Genomic DNA, 14,683 nt, shown 5'->3' on the forward strand with positions numbered 1-14,683 from the left:
TAGAATTATTTTATGAGGTGACTAGTTTGAAATATATAGGTTCTTTCTTTAGAATTAATTCAATGTCTTTAGAAGAAATTCAATGCCAACTTCTTTTTTTAAGTCGTGAATCATTAAAACATATATTATTAGAATCTAAGTGTGGAGTTCCAATTTCTCAAAAAGTATTAAAGAAAAACTTTAGTAAAGATGACTATAATAAATTAAAAGAATTTACTCCACTACTATCTCTTTATAAGAAAGCAAAACCTGTAATTTATTTATCACAAAGTTCTAAATGTTGGGATGAATCAACTTTCAAAAAAGAAATTGATATTAGCTCAAATGCATTACTAACATTATCCTTAATAAAACTTTCAGCTTATTATGAGAAATTTAAGAACATAGATAACACTCTTTTTAATTTATCAAAAACATATAAAAAAATATGCAAAATTCAATTAGACTTCTATTATAAAAATTTAAGAAATAACGAAGGATTTTTTATATGTAAAAAAAATGCTTCCACTACTAATAGTAGTTATCCTGAATTAGTAGATAAAACCTCTAAGATTTCCTTTGCTGAACAAGGATATATGATGATTGCCTATTATTTATATGCTCTTAATTGTGATGATAGTGAAGATAAAAATAATTTTAAAGAGTTTTCTCTAGAAATATTGGATATGTTCGATTACTTTAAAGATAAAATCTATGAATCTGATTTAGAGGACTGCTGTCATTTAACTTATGCTCTAAATCTAATGTATAAATATTCTAAAAATGATAAATGTAAAGAACTTTTAATAGACTTATGTGACTTTATATTATCAAAACATCTTGAACTTGGAATTAATAGTAAAGATATTTCCACTACAGCTCTAATAGCTCTTAACTCATATCTTTGTTATAAAAATACATCTATATCATTATTTAAAGAAAGCTTTATTGATATATGTAAATCTTTTAAAAATATATTTAATAGTGATATGTCTATTTTTACAAAGCCTGGAGACAAAAAAGAAATTAAATATTATAATATAGAACTTATTTTATATTTAGTTGATTTAATGATATATGACAGAGATATAGAAAATGACTCACAACTAGAAAGCATAATATGTCAATATTATAAAAACTCTATACTAAATTCTTCTATATTAACTAGTTTTCCAGAATCACCATCTATTGATTCTGCAGAACGGTATAAAAACTTTTCAATGCGCTCTGAAGACTTATTAGAAGATTCAATGTTCAAGTGTATTGATATTCCTACTCCTAGTTTAACTGCTTTAGCACCTATATTTGTGAAAAACCAAAGCTACTCTAAAAAGAAAAAAGCATTTTCTTCTTCCTCAAAAACAAGCTTTGAAAGTTTTAATAATATGTTTATCTTTAACGTATTAATAGAAATGTTTCATGATGATTATATTAAATTTATTTTTCCACTTAAGGCTGTTAAGCCTGTTGCACTTGTTACACCTATTGAAGGTACTGAGACTCAAGAAACTAAAGCTACTGTTAGTGAAATAGCTAATAGCAACTTAAATCGACTTAGAGGTTCTGATGATATTACCTTAACTGATGATAATTCAACTCTTAATGATTTTATAGAAATTAATGAATTTGATAGTACTACTAACTCTAGTGATATTATAAATAATTTTTTAGATGACGATATTGATAATGATGATACTATGGATTCTGATGATTTAAATTAAGTATAAATGTATTTTTCGTCTGCCTAGATAGCTATATAGGTACAAAATGCTGTGACCATTGAACTAGTACTAAAAGCTCTTTATTTTTGAACAATAGTTTCGTGAAAAAATAAAGAGCTTCTTTACGTAAGTGAATCCCTTTTTTTCATTTAACTAAATACTTATATTTTTAAATATTATATTATTATTACTATCTATATATAATTTTTTTACTTTATCTGACTTGCCCCATATATCATAATTTCTATATAGAGAAAATAAATTATATCCTTTTTCGAGGACCTCTTCTAAAGGTTCTATATAAGTTTTCATTTCTTCTTTATCCATATTTACAGATTCTATATATATATTAAATTCTTTTTTCATTAATTCTTCCTGTAATTTTTCTTTTGGTTGTAAACTTACTTTTGTATTTATGGAGTACTTTTTTAATTCATCATTTATAAATTTACACAGCTCATTAGTTTCAAATTTGTCTTCTCCTATAATTTTAATTTCTTTATTAATATTTCCACCTATAGTGGAGAAGAATTCCTTAGCTCTCTTTTCTCCTATAGCTTTTAAGTCTTTGCTATTTTCCTTAATAATCATAGATTCCATTAATTTATTTTTTTCTACTTCTTCCATTGTAATTTCTTTAAAATCTAAATATCCTAAGTTATTTTTAATTATATAACTATCCATTAAACTGTAATTTAAAGCTGCTACAATACCTTTTCTAAAATCTAAATATTGAGTAATACCATAATTACTATTTATAATCATAAAATTAATATTATTACTTTTACTCATTTCTATATTATTTTTAATACTCTCACTTTTAAATGTTTTTATTGATGGATTATATAAAATGTCTACATTTCCTAAAGTATATTGTGCTAGATTTTCTTCATTAGTTCCACCATCTATAAATTTAATACTCTTATTATTTAACCTATCTAATTTATAATTTTTATTTTCACTTAATAAAATAGAGCCATCTTCTCCTATGTGTTCTATAATATAGGCTCCTGTATAACTTATTCTTTGAAATTCATTTTTATAATTCCCTAAAGGTTCTTCTAAATTTCTCAATCTAAACTTTGCCTTTGTTAAGTTTTTTAAAAAATTATCATCTTTTTCATTTAATTTTATTTTTAATATATTATCTGAAATAGCTTCTATAGCAACATTAGAAAAACTACTTGCGCCTTTTTTATAATCTTCTGCTCCATAAATAGAATAAAGTTCATCACAACTAGTATTATTATTCTTTGATAATATAGCTTCAAAAAATTTTTCAAAATCCTTTGCAGTTATTTGTTCCCCATTACTCCACTTAATATCATCCCTTAAAAGAAACTCATAATCTAAACCATTATTGCTTATTCTCCACCCCTTACTTAAGGCAGGTCCAATTTTATTATTATCTGTAATTTCAACTAATCCCTCAAATAAAGACACAATTAAATTTTCAGCTTCATTACCTTTTTCAGTATTATCCAAAGTAGTTGGAATTTCTGAAATTACTGTTAAAAAATCCTCTTTAGGTTTCTTTGCAACGGTACTTACATCTTTCTTAATTTCAAAACATCCCATAAAAATAAAAGTTAATACTAGTATTAAGAAAAATAAATTAATTAATTTAAATCTTCTAACTCTCTTTTTATACATATCACTAATTCTCCTAATAATTATTATTTAAAATTATTGACATATACTTTAAATTTTAAAACTCTTTATAAAATAAAATTCAGTTTATTTACATAAAATAATGGTAATGCTATAATTTCTTTAATAATTAAATAAACTGGAGGTAGTTCATGGTTTTAGCTGTTCTGATAATCTCAATAATATTTATGATTACGTTTATTTTCATAGGTATTTGGGGATTTGTTATTTTTAATAAATGCTATAGACAATTAAAGTATAGAAATTATATACTTGAAAAAATAGAAAATAGATTAGCATTAAATAATGAACTTCAAATTAAAAATAATAAAGAAACTATTAATGAAGAAAATACTGAAGTAAATAATATTCCATCTACCAAAGAAGAATAATAATTATAATAAATTTTTAGATTTACTATATCTAAAACTAGTACATAATAAATTTTAAAGGAGTATCCCTAAGTGAAAATCTCACTTTAGATACTCCTTTTTCTTATTTAATCATATCTTCAAATTCCTGCTCTGTAATTATTTTAATTCCTAATTCCACAGCCTTATTATATTTAGATCCTGCATCAGCTCCAGCAAGTACATAATCTGTTTTTTTACTTACACTTCCTGCTACCTTTGCACCTAAACTTTCTAATTTTTCTTTTATTGAACTTCTTGAATAATTTTCAAGACTTCCTGTAGCTACCACTGTTTTTCCTTGGAATGGGCTTTCCTTTATTTCTTGCTCTTCATAGAATGGATTTACTCCAAGCTCTAATAATTCTTCTATAGTCTTTAGTACTCTTTCTTCCTTAAAGAAGTCCATTACGCACTTAGCTACTATATCTCCCACATCAGGAATTTCTATTAATTCTTCAAAGGTTGCATTTTTAATATTCTCTATGTTTTTAAACTTTTTAACAATATCCTTTGAAGTTTTTACCCCTACATTTGGTATTGCAAGAGCATATATAAATGCTGGCAATGTACACTCTTTACTTTTTTCTATGGCATCCAATAGATTTTGAGCCTTTTTAGGTCCAAATTTCTCTAATGTTAGTAACTTTTCATATTCTAATTTATATAAATCTGATATTGACTTTATTTCTAATTTCTCAAATAATTGCTCAGCTGTTTTCTCTGAGAATCCTTCTATATTCATAGCCTCTCTTGAGGAATAATGAACTATAGTCTTAACCATCTGTGGTTTACAACTTAAAGTATTTTCACAGAATATATGAACACCATCTTGAACTAAATGTGCTCCACAAGCTGGACACACTGTTGGTGCTTCTATTTCTACAGCATCCTTAAGACTCTCTTCCACAACTCCCATAATCTCTGGAATAACATCATTACTTCTTCTTACAAAAACCTCTGCATTTAACTTAACACCTTTTCTAGCTATATCATCCATATTATTAAGTGTAGCTCTCTTCACAGTAACCCCTGCTAGTTCAACTGGTTCCAATATAGCTGTTGGAGCAACTCTTCCACTTCTTCCTACATTCCACTCAACATCTATTAATCTTGTTGTAGTTTCTTGTGCTTCAAATTTATAAGCAATTGCCCACTTAGGTGCTTTTACTGTATAGCCCATAAGTTCTCTTGTTCTCATGTCATCAATAGCTATAACTAAACCATCTATATCATAATTTAAATCAAATCTTATTTTTTCTATATACTCTATTTCCTTAGCTATATCATCTAAAGTGTTGCATTCCTTTATGTAACTATCCATTGGGAATCCCATTTCTTTTATGAAATCTAACATTTCTCTATAGGTTTCAAAAGGCTTTCCTTCCTTATACCCAATATCATAAAAGAATGCTGATAATCCTCTCCTAGCAGTTTCAGCTATATTTAAATTTCTTAAAGCTCCCGCTGCACCATTTCTAAGGTTTTTCAATGGAACATCTGCTGTGCTATTATACTTTTCAAAAGCTTCTGTAGTCATAATAGCCTCTCCATGTATTTCTAAGAAATCCTTAGAATTTATTTTTAATGGAATTGATCTTATTGTTTTAGCTTGAGCTGTTATATCTTCTCCAACAATACCTGTTCCTCTTGTTGCCCCTGTAACAAGTATTCCATTTTCATCATAAGATAAATTTACTGTTAATCCATCAAACTTTTTAGTAACTATATACTTAGGTGCTGGAAGAGGTATTTCCGCTGTTCTATTATATTCATTTATAAATTTAATATTTCTATTATGCCAGTCCTCTATTTCCTGCATAGTTTGAGCTTTTCCTAAACTCCATAACCTAGCTTTATGAGTATATTTTTTAAACTCTGGAAGTACTCCATCCCCTACTCTTTGTGTTGGTGAATAAGGTAATAAAATACCACTTTCCTTCTCTAAAGCAACTAATTCATCATATTTTTTATCATAATCTTTGTCAGTAACAGTAGATTCCCCTAAAACATAATACTCATAAGAATATCTATTTAATTCCTCAATAAGTCTCTCTATCCTATCCTTCACAAAAAACACCTCTTTTAACTTAACTAATTTAAATACTACTTTTAATATTATAACCTTTTCCCATGCCCTATAGTAATAATTTTTTTCTATTTCTCTTAAAGTTATATAGCTATTTTAATTTATTCCTAACAATAACAACTTAATTTTTTTGTAATGAAATAATAGTATAATTTATGAGATATTATCTTTATAATTTTTAATAAACATAATACCTAAAAATATAATTTTACGTTAAGATAAGGGGACATCATGAAGAAACACATAAAAATATTTATAGCATTATTTTTAATTACTATAATAATACGATTAATTGGAGCTGGTGATAGCGAATTCTTTGCACTTGGAATTATAACTATACTTTATGGTTTATTTATAAGTTTTATTACATCTAGAACCTGTAAAAGCAAAGCAATAAAAATTATAAGTATTCTATATCAATTTTTTGTAGGTTGTTTTATAATATCATTTATTATTTTTGAGGCTTTTGTATTTTCTGATATTATCAATGTTAAAAGTCCAGTTACTGCACCAACTACTAATTACTCTATTGTTTTAGGAGCTGGTCTTAATGGAACCCATGTCGGAAATATATTAGAAGAAAGGGTAAATACTACTATAGAATATTTAAATAGCCATAAGAATTCAAAAATAATAGTTTCTGGTGGGCAAGGTCCTGAAGAAATAATTCCAGAAGCAACAGCAATGAAAAATTATCTTGTGGAACATGGCATAAGTCCAAATAGAATTTTAGAAGATAACAAATCTAAAACAACAGTTGAAAATATTGAATTTAGTAAAAAAATATTAGAGGAACATCATGCTTCTAAAGAAAAGGTTGTTATAATAACTAGTGCTTTTAATGTTTTTAGAGTTCAAATAGTAAGTAAATTATTAGGAGTAAATGCTGATGTTATAGGAGTTAGAGCTCCATTTAGATTCGCACTTAACTATGCAATAAGAGAATATCCTGCAACTATTGTTGATTTATTAAGAATAATCAAAGCAGATTTTAAATAAAGAAAAGCTGTTTATAAAGAAATAAATAACTCTTTATAGACAGCTTTATTATTTTTTAAATTTCAATTTATGAACTATCTTAACTATATCTTTTTAAAGTAATTCAAGTGGAGCTTTACTAAGCATTAGTTGTTTAATTCCTTGATTATCAAAAGCTATTGTTAGTTTACAATCATCACCTGATGGTGAAACTGAAATTATTGTACCTACTCCAAATTTACTATGCTTAATTTTTTTACCTGCTTTAGCTTCTTCCTTTGTAAGCTTTCCTGCATTAGTACTATTTATTATATTTCCTATTATTTTATTTGCTTCACTCTTAGTCATAGTATGTGTATTAGCTCTTAATCCATGTGGATTGCTATTATATCCAGTAGTATTTGAAAACACTCTACTATTTGTAGATGTTCCACCTAGTGAACTACTACTTTGCATAGTTCTACCACCACCAACATATTCTTTTAGCTCTGCTGGAATCTCTTGAATAAAATCTGATTGTGGATAAGCCAAAGTTTTACCAAATACCATTCTTGTTTCTGCTGAAGTCATATATAATTTTTCTTCAGCTCTAGTTATACCAACATAGCAAAGTCTTCTTGCTTCTTCCATTTGATCATCCTTATCAAAGCATATAGCACTTGGGAAAATTCCATTTTCCATACCAACCATATATACAACAGGGAACTCTAACCCCTTTGAGCTATGAACAGTCATCATCATTACATAATTGTTTTCTGAATCTATATTATCAGTATCTTGAACCAATGCTACTTTTTCTAAATAAGAACTTAAAGCTGAACCATCTTCAAAAGTTACTTCTCCTGATTTTATTTCAAGCTCTCTATTCTTTTCAAAATCAACAGCATCTGAAACTAATTCCTCTAAGTTTTCTATTCTACTTTCATCTTCAATTAACTTAGAATCCTTTAAAGCTTGCATATATCCTGTTTTGTCTAAAACATACTCTATAAGCTCTGAAACTTTCATTTGTTCTGCTTCATTCATTATATCTTCCATAATTTCAGCAAACTTCATAAGTGGATTCTTACTTCTTGCTGTTAAACCTGGTACATACTCCGCTTCTAATAATGCATCATAAAGGCTCATTTCCTGTGAGTTAGCAAAATCCTGTAACTTTTCTACAGTGGCATCTCCTATACTTCTTTTAGGAACATTTATAATTCTTCTTAAACTTATGTCATCTTGAGGATTTAATATAACTCTTAAGTAAGCAAGAATATCTTTAATTTCCTTTCTATCGTAGAATTTAAGTCCTCCAAAAATTCTATAAGGAATAGATGCTCTTCTAAAACTTTCCTCAAAGGTACGTGATTGAGCATTAGTTCTATATAAAATAGCAAAATCTTTATAATCCCATTTACTATCTTCTCTAAGCTTTTTAATTTCACTTGCAACAAAAGCTGCTTCCATCTTATCTGAATAAGCTCTATAAATAGAAACTTTATTTCCAGCCTCTTGCTCAGTTCTTAAAACCTTTGATTTTCTTTCTGCATTGTTTTTTATAACTTTATTAGCTGCTTCTAAAATATTTCCCTTTGATCTATAGTTTTGCTCAAGTTTTACAACCTTTGCATTTGGATAGTCCTTCTCAAAGTCTAAGATATTTCTTATATCAGCACCTCTCCATGCATATATACACTGGTCATCATCCCCTACCACGCATATATTTTTGTATTTTCCTGCTAATAATTTAGCAAATTCATACTGAGCTTTGTTAGTGTCCTGATACTCGTCTATCATTATGTACTTGAATTTTCCTTGATAAAAATCTAATACATCATCATGATTTTTAAATAATTCTACTGTTTTAAATATTAAATCATCGAAATCTAAAGCATTATTATTTTTTAACTTCTTTTGATATAATTCATAGGCTCTAGCTACTTTTTCTTTTCTATAGTTTCCTTCACATTCTCTCATATATGCTGATGGGCTTTGTAGATTATCTTTAGCTTTTCCTATAGAACCTAATATTTCATTTTCTGATATATCTTTTTCATTTATTTCTAGTTCTTTCATTACATGTTTAACCAAAGTCTTTTGATCTGATGAATCATATATAGTAAAGTCTTTTTTATACCCTAATTTCTCTATTTCTCTTCTTAATATTCTTACACATGATGAGTGGAATGTTGATATCCACATTCTATCTGCTTGCTCTCCAACTAAAGCTTTAACTCTTTCTCTCATTTCTGCCGCTGCTTTATTTGTAAAAGTTATTGCTAGTATGTTGTATGGATTTATATCCTTTTCTTCTAACATATAGGCTATTCTATGAGTTAAAACTCTTGTTTTTCCTGAACCAGCTCCTGCAAGTATAAGTACTTGCCCATCTATAGTTGTTGCTGCTTCGTATTGTTCTTTATTTAATAATTTTTTTAAATCCATCACTTCACTCCTCCTCTATCTGATGACTAGGTCTGTAATATTCCAAATTTTTATAAGGTGGAGATAAACAGCCATACATCTCAAGATAACTTCTTATCTATCACTTCACCACTATTACAAAATTAAATATATCTATATTATATCAATTTAATATAAGTTTTAATATTTAAAAATATTTATACATATCTATTTTAATATTATACTACTTTAAAGCCATTAATAATAAAAACTATAATTTCTATTAGTATAAATCCTATGAAAGCTTAGAAATCTTCTCTTAAAGTAGATATATTTTCATCAGCTTTACTTTATTTTAAGTCTTCTTTATATAATAAAAAGACGTAACCCTTGGGGCCAGGTTACGCCTTTAGCAATAAGCAATAAATAAAAAGGGGGCTATTTAATCCTTTTATTTATCCTTGCATAAATCATTATAGTAGAAAAGATTTACAATTTCAAGTAATTTTCACCATTTTATTGTAAAATATATGTTTTTTTGTTGTACTGTATATACTTGTATTAATCAAAAATCTTTACATAATAAATCTAACTCTTCTTGTGTTAGTTCTCTATATTCCCCTTCACTTAAAGATTCATCTATATCTAAGTTACCAAATTTTATTCTTCTTAAATATTCAACTTTTTTCCCTCTAGCTTCAAACATTCTTTTTACTTGATGATATTTTCCCTCTTGTATAGTTACTTCAATTCTTGAAGAATCCTCAAAGTTTTCTAAAACAACAAGTTTTCCTGGCATACATTTATAACCATCATCTAAAGTTATTCCCTTTGCAAAAGCTTTAACATCAGCTTCTGTTACAGGAGCATTTATTTCTGCATAATAAACCTTATCAACATGATATTTAGGTGATATTAACTTATGATTTAAGTCACCATCGTTTGTTAAAAGTAATAATCCAACTGTATCTTTATCTAATCTTCCCACAGGAAAAGGTTCGAAAACTTGATGTTCTGGATAAAGTAAATCTACCACTGTTTCATCCTTATTATCAAAAGTAGCTGATATTACTCCTGCTGGTTTGTTCATTATTAAATATATAAATTCTCTATAAATAACTTCTTCACCAGCACAAATAATTTCATCTTCCTCTGGATCAACTTGAACACCACTATCCTTAACAATCTTTCCATTAACAGTGACCATTCCGTTTTTAACTATCTTTTTTATTTCTTTTCTAGTTCCGTATCCTAAATTAGAAAGAATCTTATCTAATCTTTCCATAATATCCTCCTGTTTTTAAATTAATTATTGAACAACTATAAAGGCTCTCAAATTTGATATATTTCATTATAACAAAAACATAATAAATTCCAAAACAAAATAAGAGAATATATCAAATTACAGATATATCATCTCTGCCTTTTATCTAGCTATATAGGTTCACCATTTGTGACCACTCACCTACGTAAAGAAGCTCTAATATTTTTTCTACAACAGTTTCTAAAATTTCCAAACTCACTTTGTTCAAACAATGGAAATTTTTTAACGAAACTATTGTTCAAAAATAAAGAGCTTCTAGTACTAGTTCAATGGTCACAGCATTTTGTACCTATATAGCTATCTCGGCAGATGAAAAAATATATTTAGAATAAAATTAAATTTTCACACCTTCTCTATAATACTTAAGTACCTTAGGAACATAATTTTGAGTTTCCTTTGGTAACTTGTATAAATCACTAGGAGATTTAACACCTCTTCTTGCCATGGTTCCAGGTCCAGCATTATAAGCCATTAATCCCATTTCTATATTTCCATCAAACATTTTTATGTAATCCCTAATATGCCTTGTTCCAGCATCTATATTTTCCTCTATGTTATATGGGTCCTTTACACCATAAGCCTTAACATTTTCAGGCATTAATTGCATAAGTCCCATTGCTCCTGCTGATGACCTAACATTAGGATTAAAATTAGATTCAGCTTTTATAATAGCTTTTATAAGTTTTGTATCTACACCATAATCCTTTGATGCCTTATTAATAGCTCTTTCTATTCTTTCCTTTGTAGATAACTTTGATGTTTCTTCAACTTTTTCAGTTGTAATATTATTATGTATTGGTTTAAAATTTAAATTTTCAGTAACTATGTTTGATGTTTTTTCTTCCTTATCACAAGAACAAGAGCAACATCCCCCCTTATTTTCTGTTACTTCTCCAGTACTTGATTCATTATTACTTATTGATTTTAAAACTGAATGCATTACTATATCAAAAGTTCCAGAATTGCTCTCTGAGCTCTCACTTTTCATTTGATTTAGCATCATTAATGCTACAAATTGTTCACTTCCTATTTTGTCTAAAGACACTAAAATTCCCCCTAACACTTTGTTGTCTTAAATTTATTTTAAAAATATAATTATAGTGCTATACCTCATCCTTTAAATAATTATAAAATTATTGCAACCTCTAATTATTAATTAAACTCAATACAGCACTATATCTATTTCTTTAATACCAATAAAAAATTTTATTCTTCTACAAAGAATTCAAAATTATCATAGTCCTCATAAGCTCTCTTCTTATAATGACTCTTAGCAAGAACTAATACTCTATATTCACCTGGCAAATAAGGTCTGAACACATAATATTTTTTTCTACTATATCTTTGCATTAATGTCCAAACTCCATTTTTCATAATATAGAATTCATAACAAATGTTTTTTCCACCATCACTAGTTACAGAAAAACTTATTTCTTCATTAACTCTAACTGTAGATTTTGTAGTTGTTATTACAGTATTAGTTACTGGAGGTGCATCATTAACAAAGAATTTAACCTCTCTCTTACTATCATAATCTTTATCACATTGCTTATTTTTAACATAAAGATCTATTACATATTTTCCTGGACACTTTGGTTCCACTATTATTCTTTTTCCTTGTATAAAGTCTGTTTCTTCAACAACTTGTCCATTTATAGTTGTTACGTATTTTATAACAGTATCATTGGTATTTTGAACAACAGCCTCTATTTCTACTGAATCACCAACTAAGAAATATTCCTTAGCAGGAACTAATATATGATCAATTTTACCCTCTACATATTTTTTTACAGCTACATGAAAAACACTATGAACATCATAATCTTTATCAGAATATTTATCCTTAACCATAATTTCAACTTCATAATTTCCAGCTGTATCAGGAGTAAAATCAAAGAAATTACTATCCTTATAGTCTTCCCTCTTAAATACTATGCCTCTTTTTCTCACTATAAAAGCATATTTTATAGCAGTTCCACCATCAACTTGTACATTTATTTTTACATTTTCATTTATTAAAATATTATTGTTTTTATTAAGAATAATATCTGTTATTCTTACAGGTTTTATTTTAACCTGTTCAATGGTGTAATTTATAGAACTCTTTAATTCATAGTCACCTTCATAGCTTTCATCTTTAACCATTAAGGTTATTTTATACTCTCCCTCAGCCTTGCTATTCCATATAAATGTGTTACTTCTTATATATCCTGAATCTTCACTATGAGGTCCTTCTATTACATATCTATATCTTAAATCTGCTCCCCCTGAAACAATAGCTTCTAAGCAAATATCTTCTCCACACACTTGAGGTGAACCTAAATCCGCTGTAAAATTTTCAAGCTCTAACTCTCTATAAGGCTTTATACTGTAAACCATTCTTGCTCTATCATCATATTCTCTTGATGAATACATATCTCTTATGTAACAGAATAATTTATATTCACCTTTATTCTCTTCTCTAAAGCTAACCATATTTCTTGAAGAATAGTCTTGTACACAAACCACACTTCCATCTGGATTAACTTTTATAAATTTATAAAGACCTGTTCTATCATCTTCAAAAGTTGCGTTAACCTTAAAGATTAATTCTTCTCCTACTAAAAGCTCCTTAGCTAAACATTGAAAATCAGCTATTTCAACATTAACAGTATTATTAATTGAAAACTCTATAGTCTGAAAGTCATCAAAATTATCTATTGAATCAGGCTCTTTACATTCAACTAATATAGCAAAGTTACCACTCTCACTAGCTGTAAAGATTAATTTATTATCAGTAGTATAGTCCTTTATTAATCTCCAACCATCTTTAGAACTTATATAATATCTAAACATCACTGGTTCTTTAAGACTATCTACTATTAATTCAATTTTATCGCCAATATCAAAAATATCTTTGTTCATGTTTAATTCTTTAATTAAACTTTCTTCATTTAAACCAACTGTCATACTTTTTAGAACCGTGTAATCAAAGGACTTTAAAGAATCTTCTTTCTTACCTTGGGCCATTATATGATAATTTCCTGACCTTTTAGGAACCCAAGTAAACTCATCTTTATTGCTAAATTTATCCTCTAATACAGTCCATATACCCTCTCTTCCTATAAGTATTTTATATTTTAAACTGCAATCAACATTGTTTATAACTTTTATTTTATAAGCTCTCTTAGCAAATTCAATTTCTTTGCCTTCGACCTCTAAACATAGCTCCTCCATAAATGACCCCAACCCCCAATTGTATATATACTAAAATTATACAACTTCTACCATATTATGTAAACAAATTTCAAAATCATATATCTAGCTTAATAAAAAATTTACTATAGCCTTATTCTTAAATAAAAAAACTTTCTTAAGAAAACATTTTTATTCCATGAATAATTTAAAAATTTTTACTCATACTATTAATGGTGTTAATAGTACTTTAAATTAAGTTCTGTAAGAGCCAAACTTTCTTCCTTTTATTTAGAACAAAAAGAAGAAAATAACACCATAAATCTCCTAATTTTATTATATCCATATAATCAAACCATTACAAAGAGAAAACTCATCCTACATTTGAGTTTTCTCTTTTTTAATTAAATTCTTAATTCCATTATAAAGATTTAAATTATCTTCCATAGTTCTTTTACTAGGTCCCTTGCCTCTATGACCAGCTCTTCTTGCCTTCTGAGCTAAATGTCTTTCAAATAAAAGTCTTTCAATATTGTCATTACTATAAATCATTCCTTTTGGACTAATGGCATAAGCCTTTTTCCCTAAAACCATGGCTGCAACACCAAAATCCTGAGTAACAATAATATCTCCTGCTTTGGTTTCATTCATAACATACATGTCAACAGATTGAAATCCAGCATCTACAACTTTTTTAATTCCGTAATCAAGAGAAATATTATGGTCAATAGTAGAATAAACTATTAACTCAACATCCAACTCCTTACAAGCCTTTTCAACAAACTTAAGACCAGCACATCCATCTCCATCAACAATAACTCTCATGAAAAAACCTCTTTTCACCTTAATTAGTATATTTAATTACAACTTATTTTCACCTTAGATTCATTATATTATTCACTTAATAAGTTCTATTAAATCTTACCTACCTTAAATATTATAGCAAAATTGTCCAAAAAAAAGGAGCCAC

General features: G+C 27.5%; 10 protein-coding genes. 3 read left to right on the forward strand and 7 right to left on the reverse strand.

The genetic code is table 11. The features are described from left to right. Positions 1 to 26 precede the first annotated feature (26 nt). Positions 27 to 1,700, forward strand: coding sequence for a hypothetical protein (locus ARA19_RS13860; RefSeq protein WP_055071534.1), 1,674 nt, complete (start codon positions 27 to 29; stop codon positions 1,698 to 1,700). Between the two features lie 153 nt (positions 1,701 to 1,853). On the opposite strand, the gene ARA19_RS13865 is transcribed toward ARA19_RS13860, so the two are convergent. After that, positions 1,854 to 3,353: an ABC transporter substrate-binding protein gene (locus ARA19_RS13865; protein ID WP_055071535.1), complete on the reverse strand. Its 1,500-nt coding sequence runs from the start codon at positions 3,351 to 3,353 to the stop codon at positions 1,854 to 1,856. A 185-nt stretch (positions 3,354 to 3,538) separates the two neighbouring features. Here ARA19_RS13865 and ARA19_RS13870 point away from each other — a divergent pair, with 185 nt between their 5' ends. Beyond that, positions 3,539 to 3,742 (forward strand): hypothetical protein, encoded by a 204-nt coding sequence (locus ARA19_RS13870; protein WP_207643344.1) that lies wholly within the window; start codon positions 3,539 to 3,541, stop codon positions 3,740 to 3,742. A 103-nt stretch (positions 3,743 to 3,845) separates the two neighbouring features. Here ARA19_RS13870 and ligA read toward each other — a convergent pair whose 3' ends face one another. Further along, positions 3,846 to 5,831 carry an NAD-dependent DNA ligase LigA gene (gene ligA / locus ARA19_RS13875; RefSeq protein WP_055071537.1) on the reverse strand — a complete coding sequence of 662 codons (1,986 nt, stop codon included), beginning with the start codon at positions 5,829 to 5,831 and terminating at the stop codon, positions 3,846 to 3,848. 249 nt (positions 5,832 to 6,080) lie between these two features. On the opposite strand from ligA, the gene ARA19_RS13880 reads away from it, so the two are divergent. Then, positions 6,081 to 6,848, forward strand: a complete 768-nt coding sequence (locus ARA19_RS13880) for a YdcF family protein (RefSeq protein ID WP_055071538.1) — start codon at positions 6,081 to 6,083, stop codon at positions 6,846 to 6,848. A 93-nt stretch (positions 6,849 to 6,941) separates the two neighbouring features. On the opposite strand, the gene pcrA is transcribed toward ARA19_RS13880, so the two are convergent. From pcrA to ARA19_RS13905, 5 genes are all read right to left on the reverse strand, one after another. Further along, positions 6,942 to 9,257 carry a DNA helicase PcrA gene (gene pcrA / locus ARA19_RS13885; protein WP_055071539.1) on the reverse strand — a complete coding sequence of 772 codons (2,316 nt, stop codon included), beginning with the start codon at positions 9,255 to 9,257 and terminating at the stop codon, positions 6,942 to 6,944. 523 nt (positions 9,258 to 9,780) lie between these two features. Next, positions 9,781 to 10,500, reverse strand: coding sequence for a pseudouridine synthase (locus tag ARA19_RS13890; protein ID WP_055071540.1), 720 nt, complete (start codon positions 10,498 to 10,500; stop codon positions 9,781 to 9,783). Between the two features lie 373 nt (positions 10,501 to 10,873). Beyond that, a complete protein-coding gene (locus tag ARA19_RS13895) occupies positions 10,874 to 11,584 on the reverse strand; it encodes a lytic transglycosylase domain-containing protein (RefSeq protein ID WP_055071541.1) in 711 nt (236 codons plus the stop codon). Positions 11,585 to 11,745: 161 nt separating this feature from the next. Beyond that, positions 11,746 to 13,755, reverse strand: a complete 2,010-nt coding sequence (locus tag ARA19_RS13900) for a triple tyrosine motif-containing protein (RefSeq protein WP_055071542.1) — start codon at positions 13,753 to 13,755, stop codon at positions 11,746 to 11,748. A 336-nt stretch (positions 13,756 to 14,091) separates the two neighbouring features. Continuing rightward, the gene (locus ARA19_RS13905; RefSeq protein ID WP_055071543.1) at positions 14,092 to 14,538 is read right to left on the reverse strand and encodes a DUF188 domain-containing protein; all 447 of its coding nucleotides are present in this window, start codon (positions 14,536 to 14,538) and stop codon (positions 14,092 to 14,094) included. Positions 14,539 to 14,683: the final 145 nt, after the last annotated feature.

It is taken from the genome of Clostridium massiliamazoniense, assembly GCF_001403635.1.
Taxonomy (GTDB): domain Bacteria; phylum Bacillota; class Clostridia; order Clostridiales; family Clostridiaceae; genus Sarcina; species Sarcina massiliamazoniense.

Bases quoted from the DNA above. Each gene is read 5' to 3' on its own strand.
- ARA19_RS13865 (WP_055071535.1), bottom strand. From the start codon at position 3,353: ATGTATAAAAAGAGAGTTAGAAGATTTAAATTAATTAATTTATTTTTC.
- ARA19_RS13870 (WP_207643344.1), top strand. From the start codon at position 3,539: ATGATTACGTTTATTTTCATAGGTATTTGGGGATTTGTTATTTTTAAT.
- ARA19_RS13880 (WP_055071538.1), top strand. From the start codon at position 6,081: ATGAAGAAACACATAAAAATATTTATAGCATTATTTTTAATTACTATA.
- pcrA (WP_055071539.1), bottom strand. From the start codon at position 9,257: ATGGATTTAAAAAAATTATTAAATAAAGAACAATACGAAGCAGCAACA.
- ARA19_RS13890 (WP_055071540.1), bottom strand. From the start codon at position 10,500: ATGGAAAGATTAGATAAGATTCTTTCTAATTTAGGATACGGAACTAGA.
- ARA19_RS13900 (WP_055071542.1), bottom strand. From the start codon at position 13,755: ATGGAGGAGCTATGTTTAGAGGTCGAAGGCAAAGAAATTGAATTTGCT.
- ARA19_RS13905 (WP_055071543.1), bottom strand. From the start codon at position 14,538: ATGAGAGTTATTGTTGATGGAGATGGATGTGCTGGTCTTAAGTTTGTT.